The sequence below is a fragment of the Nocardia sp. No.11 genome (assembly GCF_038752175.1).
In the GTDB taxonomy this organism is placed as follows: Bacteria; Actinomycetota; Actinomycetes; order Mycobacteriales; family Mycobacteriaceae; genus Nocardia; species Nocardia canadensis.
Genome location: NZ_JBCGFB010000019.1, coordinates 57,638 through 73,153 on the forward strand (window position 1 = coordinate 57,638; position 15,516 = coordinate 73,153).

Consider the following 15,516-nt stretch of genomic DNA (forward strand, 5'->3'; position numbering starts at 1 on the left):
CGTGCTTTTTTGCAGCAGTGCGGTTATTAAGGGGGGTCGTGCTGACGCCCGGTTGCCGGGGCCAAGCGTACTTGGCCCCGGCAAGCGAATTACTCGCCGGTCGCCTTGGCGATGATCTCCTTGGACACGTTGGCCGGAACCTCCGCGTACTGGGCGAACACCATGGAGTAGTTCGCGCGGCCCTGGGTCTTCGACCGCAGGTCACCGATGTAACCGAACATCTCCGAGAGCGGAACCAGCGCCTTGACGACACGGGCACCACTGCGTTCCTCCATGGCCTGGATCTGGCCACGGCGGGAGTTGAGGTCGCCGATCACGTCGCCCATGTAATCCTCGGGCGTGATGACCTCGACCGCCATGAGCGGCTCGAGGATCACCGGACCGGCCTTACGGGCCGCTTCCTTGAGGGCCTGCGAGCCCGCGATCTTGAACGCCATTTCCGAGGAGTCGACGTCGTGGTACGCGCCGTCGAGCAGGGTGACCTTCAGGTTCACCAGCGGGTAGCCGGCGAGCACGCCGTACTGCATGGCGTCCTGGGCACCCGCGTCGACCGACGGGATGTACTCACGGGGCACGCGACCGCCGGAGACCTTGTTCTCGAACTCGTAGTGCGCGCCGTCCTCGCCGACGAAGGGCTCGACCGCGATGATGACCTTCGCGAACTGGCCGGAGCCACCCGTCTGCTTCTTGTGCGTGAACTCGAGCTTCTCGACCGGCTTGGTGATCGTCTCGCGGTAGGCCACCTGCGGCTTACCGACGTTCGCCTCGACCTTGAACTCGCGCTTCATGCGGTCGACGAGGATGTCGAGGTGGAGCTCGCCCATGCCGCCGATGACGGTCTGGCCGGTCTCGGCATCCAGCTTGACCGAGAACGTCGGATCTTCGCGCGCCAGCTTCTGGATCGCGGTGCCGAGCTTCTCCTGGTCGGACTTGGTCTTGGGCTCGATCGAGACCTCGATGACCGGGTCCGGGAACGTCATCGACTCGAGGACGACCTGGTTCTGCGGGTCCGAGAGGGTGTCACCGGTGGTGGTGTCCTTCAGACCGATCACGGCGTAGATGTGGCCGGCCGACGCGGTGGTGACCGGGTTCTCCTTGTTGGAGTGCATCTGGAACAGCTTGCCCAGACGCTCCTTCTTGCCCTTGGTCGAGTTGACGACCTGCGAGCCGGAGTCGACCTTGCCCGAGTACACGCGGACGTAGGTGAGCTCACCGAAGAACGGGTGCACCGCGATCTTGAACGCCAGGGCCGCGAACGGCTCGTCGACGTTCGGCTTGCGGGTGACCAGCTCGTCTTCCTTGCCGGGCACGTGGCCGGTGGTGGCCTCGACGTCCAGCGGGGAGGGCAGGTAGTCGATGACCGCGTCGAGCATGGGCTGCACGCCCTTGTTCTTGAACGCGGAACCACACAGCACCGGGTACAGCTCGGAGTTGACCGTCATCTTGCGGATGGCGCCCTTGATCTCCTCGACCGAGAGCTCCTCGCCGCCGAAGAACTTCTCCAGCAGGGACTCGTCGGACTCGGCGACGGTCTCGAGCAGCTCCTGACGGTACTGCTCGGCCTTGTCCTTGAGATCGGCCGGGATCTCGACGACCTCGTACTCTTCGCCGAGCTTGGTCTCGCCCTTCCAGACCTTGGCGTTGTTCTCGACCAGGTCGACGATGCCCTCGAAGTCGTTCTCCGCGCCGATCGGCAGCTGGATGACCAGCGGCTTGGCACCGAGACGATCCTTGATGGTCTGCACCGTGAAGTAGAAGTCGGCGCCGAGCTTGTCCATCTTGTTCACGAAGCAGATACGCGGCACGTCGTACTTGTCGGCCTGACGCCACACCTGCTCGGACTGCGGCTCGACACCCTCTTTGCCGTCGAACACGGCGACCGCACCATCGAGCACGCGCAGCGACCGCTCCACCTCGACGGTGAAGTCGACGTGCCCGGGGGTGTCGATGATGTTGATCTGGTTGTCTTTCCAGAAGCAGGTGGTAGCGGCGGAGGTGATGGTGATACCACGCTCCTGCTCCTGCTCCATCCAGTCCATGGTGGCCGCGCCGTCGTGGACCTCACCGATCTTGTACGTGATACCGGTGTAGAAGAGGATGCGTTCGGTAGTGGTGGTCTTGCCCGCATCGATGTGGGCCATGATGCCGATGTTGCGGACCTTGTTCAGGTCGGTGAGCACGTCCTGTGCCACGGAAATCTTCCCCGCTCGTTAGCTAGTTGGGATTCTCGGGAACGACCCTGGTTCGGGTCGTCACAATGTCAACGCCGGGGGCGGCACCGAAGTGCCGCGTCCCGACTGAAAGCCTTCCGGCGCCGACACTAGCGACGGGCCGGGCGGCAATCACCAGCGGTAGTGCGCGAAGGCCCGGTTCGACTCGGCCATCTTGTGGGTGTCCTCGCGACGCTTCACCGAAGCGCCGAGGCCGTTGCTGGCATCGAGGAGCTCGTTGGCGAGACGCTCGACCATGGTCTTCTCGCGACGAGCGCGGGAGTAGCTGACCAGCCAGCGCAGCGCCAGGGTGTTGGCGCGGCCCGGACGGACCTCGACCGGCACCTGGTAGGTGGCGCCACCGACGCGGCGGGGCTTCACCTCGAGGGCGGGCTTGACGTTGTCCAGCGCACGCTTGAGGGTGACGACCGGATCGGTGCCGGTCTTCTCACGCGCCTGCTCGAGAGCACCGTAGACGATGCGCTCGGCGGTGGACTTCTTACCGTCCAGCAGGATCTTGTTGACCAGCTGAGTGACCAGCGGCGACCCGTAGACCGGGTCGTTGATCAGCGGACGCTTGGGTGCGGGGCCCTTGCGTGGCATATCAGCTCTTCTCCTTCTTGGCGCCGTAGCGGCTGCGGGCCTGCTTGCGGTTCTTCACACCCTGGGTGTCCAGCGAGCCACGGATGATCTTGTAGCGGACACCGGGGAGGTCCTTCACACGACCGCCACGGACGAGCACCATCGAGTGCTCCTGCAGGTTGTGACCCTCGCCGGGGATGTACGCCGTGACCTCGACTGCGCTGGTCAGGCGAACACGCGCGACCTTACGCAGCGCGGAGTTCGGCTTCTTGGGGGTGGTGGTGTACACGCGAGTGCACACGCCACGACGCTGCGGGCTCCCCTTCAGGGCCGCAGTCTTGGTCTTGGAGACCTTGTCGCGGCGACCCTTGCGGACCAGCTGGTTGATGGTTGGCATAGACCGGCTTTCCTTATTGGTAATTGCGGCTTGTATTGCGGTGGGCAGAACACATGTCTTCAGTTCATCGAGCTTTCACTCGCACGTCCGACCGTGTTTTCCTCTACCCGCGGTCGGGCGTGTCGCGCGCAGCTCAGGGCCCTTTTTCTGGGCACGCTGGAACGTACCGGCCGCTCTCGCTGGCCTACGTTCACGCACGAACTTGCCCGTAGCAATCCGGGCACAGGGATCCACGATACCCGTGTGTCCCGCAGAGGGTCAAAGCGGGGCACCTGGTCAGGAGTCTAGCGGGCTCGGTTCAAGGTGAGTTCGACCAGCTTGGCCGCCACCGGGCACGGATCGGGATGGGCGGACCCCGCCCGATAGTTGATCCACCAGCCGACCACACCCGCGTCGGCGGCTTTGGCGCTGACACCACAGGAGTCGGGATCACCCGGACGACGGATCTCGACCGCGGACGCCCCTTGGATCGTGGTGATCGCCGAGTTGTAGCCGAGCTTCTGATACGTCTGCCGCTCGACGTTGAGCGAGCCGTGCTCGTACCAGTTCAAAGTCAGCTTGGCGCCGCCGCCGGGCGCACCGACGACATCCCACATGCACACGGCTCCGACGAAGGAGTCGTTGAATTGCGCGTCGCCGCCGACGGCTTCGGCCATCTGTTCCTCGGTGAGAACCTCACACTCACGCAGCAACTTGTCGAAATCGACGTTGACCGCGCTCCCCCCGCCGCCTTCACCGACCGCGGCGGGCGCCCCCGGCACCGTCCGGCCGCAGCCGGCCAGCGCGGTGCCCGCGGCGGCGATGATGACGGCGATCGCCGCGAGGCGCGCGGCCGGCCGAGGTGAGCGCGTCCCGGTCACTGCAATCTCCCCAACGTCAGTTCGGCCAGTTGCCGGGCGGCGTCACACGGGCCACGCCCGGGGGCCGTGTACCCGTAGGTCGACCACTCGAAGAAATCGTCGCCGAGCCCGATGGCGAAATCGCACGTGGTGGCGCCGTAGCTGGTTCCGTACGACTGAAACCCGGTGCGCCCCTGGACCGTGACCGACTCGACGACGCGGTCCTTGGACTGCACCCAGGCCCGCTCTCGATCTATCGGACTACCTCGGTAGGAGGCGAAGGTGACCACGGAAGAATCGATGCCCGCCGACTGCCAGTTACACCCGACCGCGTTGCGGAACACCGCCGAGACCTGCGGGAGACCGGCGATCGACCGCACCTCGTCGTCACCGACATGTCCGCACTCCCCGACGAACGGCCCCAGCGCGGCGACCTTGGGTGGCGTCCGCGACGAACCCGAGGAGTCGTCGGAGCCGCCCGACCCGCAGGCAGCCAGTGCCACGCACGCCAGCCCGATCGCCACCGCAGGTTTGAACCGCATAGCCGAAACTCTACCCAGTGGGGCGGGCTGGAGACCGTATCCGATGGTGCGACCTCGCCCACGCGCAACCGATCTCGCCCGCTCCGCCGCACTCATCGATCGGCGGGCGCCATTCATGGATGAGCGCGACGACGCGTTCTTCTGTCAGCAACGGCACTCACAGATTGCCGCGGGCCTCCTGCTCGCGTTCGACGGCCTGGAAAAGGGCCTTGAAATTGCCCTTTCCGAAGCCGAGTGAACCGTGCCGCTCGATGAGTTCGAAGAAGACGGTGGGGCGGTCGGCCAGGGGTCGGGTGAAGATCTGCAGGAGGTAGCCGTCCTCGTCGCGGTCGACGAGGATGCCGCGGCGCTGCAGCTCCGCCACCGGGACGCGCACGTGCCCGATGCGGGCGCGCAGTTCGGGGTCCTCGTAGTAGGTGTCGGGGGTGGGCAGGAATTCAACGCCCTCGGCGCGCATGGCGTCGACGGTGGCGATGATGTCGCCGGTGGCCAGGGCGATGTGCTGGACGCCGGGGCCGCGATAGAACTCGAGATACTCGTCGATCTGGGATCGCTTGCGGCCCACGGCCGGTTCGTTGAGCGGGAACTTGACCCGGTGGTTGCCGTTGGCGACGACCTTGCTCATCAGCGCGGAGTACTCGGTGGCGATGTCGTCGCCGACGAACTCGGCCATGTTCGTGAATCCCATGACGCTGCGGTAGAAGTCGACCCAGCGGTCCATCATGCCCAGCTCCACATTGCCGACCACATGGTCGATCGCCTGGAACAGCCGGGCGGTGCGCCGCTGATGGGTGGACGTGCGCGCGACATAGCCGGGCAGATACGGCCCGTAGTACCGCGACCGGTCGACCAGGGTGTGCCTGGTCTCGCCGTAGGTGGCCAGGGCCGCGGAGCGGACGGTGCCGAATTCGTCGGTCGCGTCGTGTGGTTCGACCAGGATGCGCGCACCGTGGTCGCGGGCCCAGGCGATGCAGCGGTCCACGTCGGGCACCTCGAGCGCGATGTCGACGACGCCGTCGCCGTGCCGGTCGTGGTGGGCGACGAGCGGACTGTCCGGGTCGACCGCGCCCTGCACGACGAAGCGCGCTCCCCCGCTGCGCAACACGAACGCCTTGTGGTCGCGATTGCCGGTCTCGGGACCGGAGTAGGCCTCCAGCCGCATCCCGAACGCCGACTGCAGGAAGTGCGCGCTCTGGGTCGCGTTACCCACGACCCACACCAGCGCGTCCCACCCGATCACCGGAAACGGATCGACGCTGTCGTCGTGCTCGATCAGCCCGACGAGCTGCTGCTCAATGGTCATGACCAAGGAAATCTCGCCCCGGCCGACCTAGGCAACAACACCGGAGAACCCTGAACAGGCTGACACGAGAAGCTACCGATTCACCCCCGATGGTGGACAATTTGAATAGCACTCGACCGCGCACGGCACGGAGGTCTCTCGATGCGGACGCCAGCGAAACTGGACGAACTCGATCTCGCGATCCTGACCGCGATGCACACGTATCAGAAGGCCGGAATCCTCGAACTCTCGCGCCGCACGAAGGTCGCGCGGGCCACCGTGCAGGCCCGGATCAACCGGATGGAGGAGTCGGGGGTGATCGCCTCCTACGACCCGCAGATCGACGTCACCGCGGCCGGATTCGAGGTGCAGGCCTTCGTGACGCTGGAGATCGCGCAGGGCGCGCTCGACACCGTCAGCGCCGAGCTCGAGGCCATTCCCGGCGTGCTCGAGGCCTACGCGACCACCGGGTCCGGTGACGTACTGTGCCGGATCGGCGCCGACTCACACGCCGGCCTGCAAGCCGTGCTGCTCAGCATCGACCGGACCGGTTCGGTGGTGCGGTCGCACAGCGTGATCGTGCTGTCGACGGTGATCGCGCGCCGCACCATGCCGCTGCTGCGCACGCTGACCCCGGCGGGCACCGCGAAGGCGCCCGCCTACCGCGAGCCGCGCTGAGCGCTCACCGCCTGCCCAGGCTGACCGCTCACCGCCTGCCCAGGCGGGTCAGCAGGCCGTGCACGTGCGCCTCGGCGGCCGTGCGCGCCGACTCGGGATGCCCGGATTCGAGTGCTTCGACGATGCGCCGGTGTTCGCGGAGGGCGACGCGGCGGTTGCGGGCCGAGCACCACAGGTCGCCGCGGTAGAGGTGGGCCTTGGCCTCCAGCCGGGCCAGCTCGTCGACCACGCAGCTGTTGCCGGAGGCGTCGCGGATGAAAGTGTGGAACTCCAGGTCGAGCTGGGCGTCGCGGGCCGCGTCGGTGGCGTCGTCGAGGTTGGCCTCCTGGGCGGCGATGATGCTCGCCAGCTTGTCCAGGTCCGCTTCGGTGAGCCGGGTGGCCGCCGCGGCGGCGGCGAGCCCGTCGAGGGCGGCGCGCACCGCGAGGACATCGCGGATCTGCGCCGCGTCGACGGCGGCCACCTTGGCGCCCGCGTGCGGCGCGCTGACGGCCAGCCCCTCGTAGATCAGCTGCTGCACCGCCTCGCGGACGGGGCTGCGGCTGACCCCGAGCTGGGTCGCCAGCGCGGGCACGCTGAGCGATCGGCCCGGGGCCAGCTCGCCGGAGAGGACCATCTGCCTGATCTGCCGGTGCACTGACTGGCCGAGCAGCGCGGAGCTCTCGTCGGTCATCGCCGTGGTCCTTTCCGTGTCGGTGCTCGATTATCCCTGGGGCCGGTAGTTCGCCTGCACCCGCTGCGCCAGGAAATCGGCGGCGGTGACAGGCGGGTATTTGCCCGCCGGGCCCTGGATGATCGCGTCGCGGTCGGCCTGGGCGAAGTAGGCGATGCTGTAGCGCTCACCCTGGTACTCCCCCTCGCCCGGACTGCGGACGCGGTGGAAGTTCGACGGCAGCAGGTCGTCGCTCCAACGGGTCAGCATGTCACCGATATTGCAGGTGATCAGGCTCGACGACGGGGTGATGGAGGTCCATTCCTGCTCCTGCATCTCCTTGCCGGGGCACACCTGCAGGCCGCCCTGACCGTCGCGCTGGAACAGCAGGGTCAGGCAGTCGAAGTCGGTGTGCGCACCGGCCCGCCAGCGCCCGGGGACACCGCGCAGCTCCTCGGGCACCGCGAAGTAGTGCAGCAGCCGCAGCGCGCTCTGGTAGTTCGGCGAGGACGGATCGTGGGCGGCGGTGAAGTGCTCGCGCGGCAGGCCGAGCCGGTCGGCGAAGCAGGACAGCACGCGCATCGCCACCGCCCACGCCCGTTCCTCGAAATCGAGGACACGGGAACGGAATCCGGCGAGTTCGGTCTCGCTGGGCCAGAGCTGGTCCATGTGCGGACGGGTGATCTGGTAGGACTCCTTCTGGTCGGGCACCCCGATGGACGGACGCACCTGGCTCAGGCTCTCCCAGCCCGCGTTGTTCTGCTTGACCAGCGGATACTGCCCCTTCACGTCCTCGGGCAGCGCGAAGAAATCGGCTGTCGCGCCGAACATCTCGTCGATCAGGTCCTGCGGGATGCCGTGGCCGGAGAGCTGGAAGAAGCCGATCTCGGTGGCCGCGGCCCACAGCTCCTCGGTGATCTCGGCGCGGCGGTGCTCGAAGTCGGTGAGGTCGACGACGCGGATCTCGCGGGCATCGGTTTCCTTACCGAGGCCGCCCATCTGCTTCTCGCGCGAGACTTCGGACAGGTCGTAACTGGTGGTCATGGATGGCTCCTTAGCCGGTGACGGAGATGGCGGGATCGAGGAATTCCTTGGTGACCAGGTCCTTGGCGGTCAGCCCGGTCGGCACGTTCGCGCCGCCCTTGCGCAGGATGGGTCCGAATTCGTCGATGATGCGCTGGACGCGGGCCTCGTCGAAACTGCCGAGGACGCCGTCGGTGTCGTTGCCGATCAGACCGCCGTCGATGAGGGCCTTGGACCCGAAGGCGGCCAGCTCGGCGCTGTACGGGGTGAGCTTGGGGTTCTTCGACACCACGTCGACGACCACGTCGTTCACCGGTGCCGGATCGGCTTCGAACCGCGCCGTCGCCCGCTGGATCATCGGCACGAGCTTCTGCAGGCAGGGCCGCAGTTCGGCCAGCTTGTCGGCGCGCACGTTCACGGTGCGGGCGTAGCCCTCGTAGCCGACGTCCTTGAGCAGCTGATAGGCGACGGGCTTGTTCCAGGCCCGCACCTCGTGCTCGTAGGTGAAGGGCTCGGCGTTGGCGAAGCCCTGCTGGGCGAAGGACGGATCGGTGACGAACCGCGATGGGGAGTTGTCGTAGGAGGCGTCGACCTGACCCTGCTGCACCAGCCCGCGGGCGACCAGCCAGTCCGGGTACAGCTGTCCCTTCGACACCACGATCGGCTTGCCCGACTTGCCGATATCGGCGATCCCCCGCCACTCGGGATGGGTCCCGGGATCCCACATCAGCATCTGCGGGCTGTTGCGCAGCAGCGTGGTGACCGCGACGATCGGCTGCTGGCCGGCGGCCGCGATGGCGTGCTCGGAGTGGGCCAGGCCGAGGGTGATGCTCTGGTCGACATACATCTGCGACGGCACCGTCTGGAAGCCGATCGCCGGACCGCCGGCCCGGATCTCCAGCTTCACCCCGGTGTCCTTGCCGTCGGTGACGAGCGGACCGGTGATCTTGTTGTTGTCGGCGTCGACCTTGTACCCGGGACCGAGCAGGCCGAAGATCGGCCCGGAGTCGGTCTCGGGCGCCCACTGCAACTGCACGACGACGGTGCTCGGGCAGGCGCCGGCCAGCTGCTGTTCGGCGGGCGCCGGTTCCAGCGCGACGGCGGGACCGTCGGTGGCGTCGTCGGAACAGGCGGTCGCGGCGCCGGCCAGCAGCACGGCGAGCGCGGCGATGCCGATGCGGCGCAAGGGAAGTGTCTTCATGGTTGATCCTCTGTGCAGGGGGACGAGCTAGTGCGCGGAGTTGTGCCAGCGGCCGACGCTGACCTTCTGCACCACGGTGAAAACGGTGAACACGAGCACGCCGAACAGCGCGGCCAGCAGCAGCGCACCGATCAGGTCCTCCGATTGCAGGCGGGCGCGGTAGGTGTCGAGCAGGGTGCCGATGCCGGGTTTGCCCTGTGCGAAGAACATGTCGCCGATGATCGCGCCGGTGACCGAAAGCCCGGCGGCGGTGCGCAATCCGGTCAGCGTCGAGGGCAACGCGGCGGGCAGTTGCAGCGACCAGAGCCTGCGCAGCCTGCCCGCCCGGCCGAGGGTGAACAGTTCCTGCAGGTTGGCGTCGACGGATTTGATGCCGAACAGGGTCATCGCGATGATCGGGTGGATGGCGATGAGCACGCAGACGGTGGTGCGGGCGGCGAAGCCGTAGCCGAGCCACAGCCCGATCAGCGGGACCACCGCGAGCACCGGAATGGCTTGCAGGACTACGGCATACGGGTAGACGACCTGCTCTATCGGCTTGGCCTGGCTCATCAGCACCGCGATGGCGACGCCGAGGACCGCCGAGATCAGCAGACCGGTGAGCGCCACCCGGGCGGTGACCGCCAGCGCTTCGGCCATCACCTCCAGCTTGGCCGGATCGGCGAGCGATTCGCTGAACACGACGTGCGGCGGCGGCAGCAGGAAGCGGCGCCCCTCGCTGAGCACCAGCATCGACACCGCGTACCAGGCGGCCAGCGCCAGCGCGATAGACACCGTCGGCGCGACGAGGGCGCGGGCGAGCTTGCGGACCTGCGACACCGGCAGTGCCGGGCGCGGACGGGCGGGGGCGACGGCTCGGGCCGCGATACTGACCATCAGGCAGCCTCTTTCAGCGAGCGCGAGATGCGCGAGACGAGTTCGGTGAAGGCGGGATCGAAGCGCAGCTCCCGATCGCGCGGGTAGGGCAGGTCGACGTCGATCACCTCGTGGACGCGGCCCGGCCGGGCCGACATCACCACCACACGCGAGGCGAGGAACACCGCCTCGGAGACCGAGTGGGTGATGAACAACGCGGTGAAGGCGTTGTCGCGGTAGAGGCGCAGCAGCTCCTCCTGCATGTTCAGCCTGGTCATCTCGTCGAGCGCGCCGAACGGCTCGTCGAGCAGCATCAGCCGTGGCTCCAGCGAGAGCGCCCTGGCCAGCGAAACGCGCATACGCATGCCGCCCGAGAGCTGGTGGGGCAGTTTGTTCGCGAAGTCGGCCAGGCCGACCGCCGCGATCGCCCGTTCGACGCGTTCGCGGCGCACGGTCCGGTCGACACCGGACAGTTCGGCCGAGAGCTCGACATTGCGGCGGACCTTGCGCCACGGCAGCAGGGTGGCCTCCTGGAAGATGAAGCCGATCGAGTCCGTGCGGACCGCGACGGCGCCCTCGCTCACCGGCTCGAGTCCGGCGGCCAGGCGCAGCAGCGTCGACTTGCCGCAGCCGGACGGGCCGACCACCGCGACGAATTCGCCCTCGCGGATGTCGAGATCGATATCGGTCAGGGCGAGCGTGCCCTCCTCGCCGCCGAAGCGCTTGCCGACGCCGGCGAAGGAGACCTCCAGGCCGGACAGCAGCGTCCTCGCGTCGGCGTCGTTCACCGTGTCGTAGAGCGTCACCGTGATCACCTTCTCCTGCGGGGTTGTCGATGTTGCGTGCAACTTGAGATCAATATCAGTGTGAATTGAATGAATTACATGCAATGCGTGCTTCGTTTCTGGCGTATTAACAATCAGCGCATGCGAACCAGGCGCGCGGCCAGCTCCTGCGCGTCGACTCGGGTACTGACGCCGTCGCGGATCACGGCCTCGCCGTCGACCCAGACGGTGTCGATCACCCGCGACGACGCGACGGTGAGCAGCGTGGCGCCGGGGTCGAGGACCGGCAGGCAGGCGAAGTCGCGATCGAAGCGGACCAGGGTGAGGTCGGCGCGGTCGCCGACGGCGACGCCGGTGCGGGTGGGCCTGCCGAGGACGCGGCCCGCCGCGCCGGTGGCCATGTGCAGCATGTCGGCGAAGCCGAGCAGGTCGGCCTGTTTGTGGGCCGCACGCTGCAGGAACGCGCCGAGACGGAGCGCCAGCAGCATGTCCTGGGTGTCGTTGCTGGCGGCGCCGTCGACGCCGAGGGTCACCTCGATGCCTGCGGCCAGCATCTCCGGCACCGGGGCGACGCCGCTGCCGAGGCGCATGTTGGAGACCGGGTTGTAGGACACCGCCACCCCGCGCTCGGCGAAGAGCGCGCGGCCGTGGGCGTCGAGGTTGACGCAGTGCACCGCCAACGTGCGATCCCAGAGGAAACCGCTCGCGTCGAGGTAGTCGACGGCACCGGCGCCTGCATGCAATCGGCACATCTCCTCGTCGGTGGTGGTCTCCAGAACATGTATCGACACCGTCTTGCCCGTCGCCTGGGCGTACTCGCGGGCGGCCGCCATCCCCTCCGGGGTCAGGCAGCGGGGGTTGGGCACGGCCAGCGCGGTGCTGATGCGGGTGCCGAGCAGTTGCTTGTCGAGAGCGTCGACGTGGGCCAGCGCCTCGTCCAGCGGCTGCATCAGGCGCGGATCCAGGCCCCACTTACGAGTGCTGTCGGCCCGATCGGCGAGGCCGCGCCCGAGGACGACGCGGATGCCGAGCTCGTCGAGCGCCCGGATCATCGCCTGGTGGATCTCGTCCGACGGGCTCGGCCACATGTGCTCGACCACCGTGGTGACCCCGCTGCGCAGCAGCTCCAGGCCGCCGGCCAGCGCCGAGAGATAGGTCCGCTCGGGGGTGGCCGCGACCGTGAATTCGCCGACGCAGCGCAGCCATTCGAGCAGAGGCAGGCCCTCGCCGACCCCGCGCAGCACGGCTTGCTGCAGGTGGGTGTGGGTATTGACGAAGCCGGGCAGCAGGTAGCCGGAACCACCGTCGAAGCGCGGCAGGTCGGCGTGTTCGGGGCTCGCCCGCAGGGCGACGACGACGCCGTCGCGGACGACGACCTCGCCGGGCGCCCAGCCCTGTTCGGTGTAGACGGTGACATCGGTGATGACAACGGACGCGGGGGAACCCATGCGCGCACCTCTTCTGGGATGCGGCTGGTTCGCCCGCCCGGTTCAGCGGAGCACGTCGTCCGTTGCAGCCATGAACGTCGTGGCACCGACCCTAGGAAGCCGGTGTTGCCACGGCGTTAAACCCGTGTCACGGGCGAACGTCCGCACCGGGCGCCAGGATCTCCACGGCCGGGGCAGATTCCGGTTCGAGGAAGGCGAGCAGCCCGGCCGCCTCCGATTCCACCTGCGCGACTTCGGCTTTCGTCCAGGGCCGGATCGGGCTGATCCGCAGGCGCGCGGTGCCGGACTTGACGAAGATCTTGTACAGACCGGCCAGGAAGCCGTCGATCAGGACCGGCGAGACGTTGGCGGCGAAGGCCCGCAACGGCGGCGCGGAGCTGTCACCGACGATCCGCGAACGATCCTGGTGCGAGAGCAGGGCGTTGTCGTACCAGCCGAGCAGCCGCACCGGCGCGGGCAGATCGGGGTCGGCGAGCGTGAGGTCGGCGGCGTCGTAGAGGGTGCGCCCGCGCTCGTCGGTGTAGGTGCGGACCCGATCGCCCAGCGCGGCCACGGCCTGCTTCATCGCGGGCAGACGCGACCACGCCTGCATGTCCATGGTGCTCGCCGGGCCGAACGCGCGCAGATACCGCAGGATCAGTTCGGCCACCGGATAGCTCGGGTCGAGGGGTGCGTCGAGCCAGGGTTGCACCCGCGACCACACCGGCCTGCTGTTGTCGCGCCAGCGCCCGCGCGGCGGTGTTTGCAGCACGGGTAGTTGATAGAGCCAGGTCTGGACGATCGCGCCCGGGTCGCGATCCGGATAGATCCTGGCCGCTTCGTCGCGCAGCGCGGTGGCCGACATCGGCTCGGCACCGAGTACCGCTTCGCCGTGGGCACGCACCTCGTCGGGCTCGAGGCCGACCATCGCGCCGTAGTTGAAGCCCTTGCGGAACGGCACCTTCTCCAGCTCCGGCTGGATGTGCGGCGCGATGCGCAGCGCGTCGGGCGGGGTGACCAGGTGAATCGTGCCGCGCATCAGGGTGATCCGCACCAGCGAGCGATCCTCGAGCCCCGCCGAGACCACGGCGGGATCGAACTCGGCGATCCGCCCCCACAATCCGACGAACGGCGGCGGGACATCCTGGGCTTGCAGACCGACGAGGTGATCGCACATCTGCGCGGCGGTCAGCGTCGAGCGCTCCAGCAGGTGCTGGCGGGCGAGCAGCGTCCGGTTGAGTACCCGATTGGACAGCTGCATGCGGCTCCTTCGACGACCCGGCGAACGACATGGACAGTACCGCCCGCCACCGACCGCCGCCGGGACGAGCGGGCACCGTCCGCTCAGCGCAGCCGCACGACGACCTTGCCGGTGGCGGTCCGGTTGTCCAGCGCCGCAACGGCTTCGGCGGTCTTCTCCAGCGGGTACAGCACCGGCTCGGGCGCGGGGATGGCGCCGGAGGCCAGCAGCGGCTCGACCTCGGCCCACTGTTCGGCCAGGTAGGTCGGGTGGCTCATCACCCATTCGCCCCACGCGGCCCCGACCACCTCGACATTCTTGAGCAGCAGCCGGTTCACCTTCACCGTCGGGATCTCGCCCGCGGTGAAACCGACGACCAGCAGCCTGCCGCCACCGGCCAGCGAGCGGACGCTGTCGGTGAAGCGGTCGCCGCCCACCGGGTCGAGCACGATGTCGACGCCACGGCCCTCGGTGAGCTCCTTCACCGCGGCGAGCCAGCCCTCGGCCAGCACCACGTCGGTCGCGCCGTTGGCCTTGGCCACCTGCGCCTTCGACTCGGTACTCACCACCGCGATCACCCGGCCCGCGCCCAGCGCCCTGGCCATGCGCAGGGTGGAGGTGCCGATGCCGCCCGCCGCGCCGTGCACCAGCACGGTCTCGCCCTGGGCGATCCGGCCACGCTTGGTCAGGCAGAAGTGGACGGTGAGGTCGTTGAACAGAATGCCCGCGCCCGCGTCGAGCGAGACGTTGTCCGGCAGCTTGAACACGGCGTGCTCGGGCGAGACGGCCACCTCGGCGACGCCGTTGCCGAGCATGGTCAGCGCGGCGACACGATCACCCGGGCGCAGGGCCGAGCCCTCCGGCGCCTCGCGCACCACCCCCGCCACCTCGCCGCCCACGACGAACGGCAGGCCCGGCTTCATCTGGTACAGGCCGCGCGTCATCAGCACGTCCGGGAAGGCGATGCCCGCCGCGTGCACGTCGATCAGGACCCCACCGGGATAGGCCACCGGCTCGGGCAGTTCGACGATCTCGATCGCCGACGGACCATCCAGCTTGCCGACCTGGGCTGCGCGCATTTTCCAGAACCTCTCTCGGTGACACCCTCTACCGCGAACATATCCCGGCGGACCGATCAGCGATGGGCGAATTCCGTCACCGACTCGCTGGCCAGCACCGAGCCGCCCTTGACGATGGTGAGTCCGGCCGAACTGAGCTGATATTGCGTGCCGTCGGTCGGATTGGTCGCGGTGAAACCACCACCGCCGGTCGGCACCGGGTCGTCGAGTTCGATCCCGAGGCCGTCGCTGGCGCGCGCGCCCTTGTAGTAGTAGCGGTTGTCGCCGGTGTGGCAGATGACGACACGGGAGCCGGTGGTGCGCGCGATCGTCATCGCGGCGTCGTTGTCGTTGCAGCGCGGGCTGGTCAGGAAGCCCTGGCCGTCGGCGCCGGAGACGCTCGATTGCAGCGGCGGCACCGTCGTCGGGGTCGGGGTCGGCGCGTTCCGGGTGGTCGGGACGGTCTGGCTGACCGTCTCGATCACCGGCGGCGGGACCACGTCGCCGGTGGTCGTGATCGGCGGATCGGCGATGGTCCGCTGCTTGTCGTCGCCGACGCTGAGCATGATCCACACCGCCGCGCCGACCACCGCGACCACGATCAGCGCGCCCAGCGCACCGGCCAGGATCGGCGTCGACGAACCGCGCCGCGGCGGCAGCGGCAGCGGCGCGGAGGGGTGGGTGTATCCGCCGGGCCGGGTGGGCTGCGGACCGTTCATCCGATAGCCCGGCGGCGGCGTCCACT

General features: G+C 68.3%; 15 protein-coding genes and 1 pseudogene. 1 reads left to right on the forward strand and 15 read right to left on the reverse strand.

Features of this window, described 5'->3' with window-relative positions; all coding sequences use genetic code 11:
- Positions 1–89: 89 nt before the first annotated feature.
- The 6 genes from fusA to hppD form a co-directional block, all read right to left on the reverse strand.
- Positions 90–2,192, reverse strand: a complete 2,103-nt coding sequence (fusA, locus tag V8688_RS08965) for an elongation factor G (RefSeq protein ID WP_218719649.1) — start codon at positions 2,190–2,192, stop codon at positions 90–92.
- Positions 2,193–2,342: 150 nt separating this feature from the next.
- A complete protein-coding gene (gene rpsG / locus V8688_RS08970; RefSeq protein ID WP_019049358.1) occupies positions 2,343–2,813 on the reverse strand; it encodes a 30S ribosomal protein S7 in 471 nt (156 codons plus the stop codon).
- 1 nt (position 2,814) lies between these two features.
- The gene (gene rpsL, locus V8688_RS08975) at positions 2,815–3,189 is read right to left on the reverse strand and encodes a 30S ribosomal protein S12 (protein ID WP_019049359.1); all 375 of its coding nucleotides are present in this window, start codon (positions 3,187–3,189) and stop codon (positions 2,815–2,817) included.
- A gap of 284 nt (positions 3,190–3,473) precedes the next feature.
- Positions 3,474–4,049 (reverse strand): DUF3558 domain-containing protein, encoded by a 576-nt coding sequence (locus tag V8688_RS08980; protein ID WP_308248558.1) that lies wholly within the window; start codon positions 4,047–4,049, stop codon positions 3,474–3,476.
- A complete protein-coding gene (locus tag V8688_RS08985) occupies positions 4,046–4,570 on the reverse strand; it encodes a DUF3558 domain-containing protein (protein ID WP_218719648.1) in 525 nt (174 codons plus the stop codon). The genes V8688_RS08980 and V8688_RS08985 overlap by 4 nt, the downstream gene beginning before the upstream one ends.
- A 157-nt stretch (positions 4,571–4,727) precedes the next feature.
- Positions 4,728–5,873 (reverse strand): 4-hydroxyphenylpyruvate dioxygenase, encoded by a 1,146-nt coding sequence (gene hppD / locus V8688_RS08990; RefSeq protein ID WP_342800593.1) that lies wholly within the window; start codon positions 5,871–5,873, stop codon positions 4,728–4,730.
- 141 nt (positions 5,874–6,014) lie between these two features.
- Here hppD and V8688_RS08995 point away from each other — a divergent pair, with 141 nt between their 5' ends.
- Positions 6,015–6,530 (forward strand): Lrp/AsnC ligand binding domain-containing protein, encoded by a 516-nt coding sequence (locus V8688_RS08995; protein WP_218719646.1) that lies wholly within the window; start codon positions 6,015–6,017, stop codon positions 6,528–6,530.
- A gap of 28 nt (positions 6,531–6,558) precedes the next feature.
- Here the strand turns inward: V8688_RS08995 and V8688_RS09000 are convergent, their stop codons facing one another.
- The 9 genes and pseudogenes from V8688_RS09000 to V8688_RS09040 form a co-directional block, all read right to left on the reverse strand.
- Positions 6,559–7,203 carry a GntR family transcriptional regulator gene (locus V8688_RS09000; RefSeq protein WP_218719645.1) on the reverse strand — a complete coding sequence of 215 codons (645 nt, stop codon included), beginning with the start codon at positions 7,201–7,203 and terminating at the stop codon, positions 6,559–6,561.
- A gap of 30 nt (positions 7,204–7,233) precedes the next feature.
- Positions 7,234–8,226, reverse strand: coding sequence for a 2-oxoglutarate and iron-dependent oxygenase domain-containing protein (locus V8688_RS09005; protein WP_218719644.1), 993 nt, complete (start codon positions 8,224–8,226; stop codon positions 7,234–7,236).
- 10 nt (positions 8,227–8,236) lie between these two features.
- Positions 8,237–9,406: a nitrate ABC transporter substrate-binding protein gene (locus V8688_RS09010; protein ID WP_342800594.1), complete on the reverse strand. Its 1,170-nt coding sequence runs from the start codon at positions 9,404–9,406 to the stop codon at positions 8,237–8,239.
- Positions 9,407–9,433: 27 nt separating this feature from the next.
- A complete protein-coding gene (locus V8688_RS09015) occupies positions 9,434–10,282 on the reverse strand; it encodes an ABC transporter permease subunit (RefSeq protein WP_342800595.1) in 849 nt (282 codons plus the stop codon).
- Positions 10,282–11,067 (reverse strand): ABC transporter ATP-binding protein, encoded by a 786-nt coding sequence (locus V8688_RS09020; protein ID WP_342800600.1) that lies wholly within the window; start codon positions 11,065–11,067, stop codon positions 10,282–10,284. Before V8688_RS09020 ends, V8688_RS09015 begins: the two co-directional genes overlap by 1 nt.
- 113 nt (positions 11,068–11,180) lie before the next feature.
- Complete coding sequence (locus V8688_RS09025) at positions 11,181–12,494, reverse strand: amidohydrolase family protein (RefSeq protein ID WP_342800596.1); 1,314 nt, start codon at positions 12,492–12,494, stop codon at positions 11,181–11,183.
- Between the two features lie 127 nt (positions 12,495–12,621).
- A complete protein-coding gene (locus tag V8688_RS09030) occupies positions 12,622–13,734 on the reverse strand; it encodes a winged helix DNA-binding domain-containing protein (RefSeq protein ID WP_342800597.1) in 1,113 nt (370 codons plus the stop codon).
- 83 nt (positions 13,735–13,817) lie between these two features.
- Entirely contained in the window at positions 13,818–14,792 is a 975-nt protein-coding gene (locus tag V8688_RS09035; RefSeq protein WP_218719638.1) for an NADPH:quinone oxidoreductase family protein, read from the reverse strand.
- 56 nt (positions 14,793–14,848) lie between these two features.
- Positions 14,849–15,516 (reverse strand): annotated as a pseudogene (locus V8688_RS09040) (serine/threonine protein kinase); the annotation flags it as partial.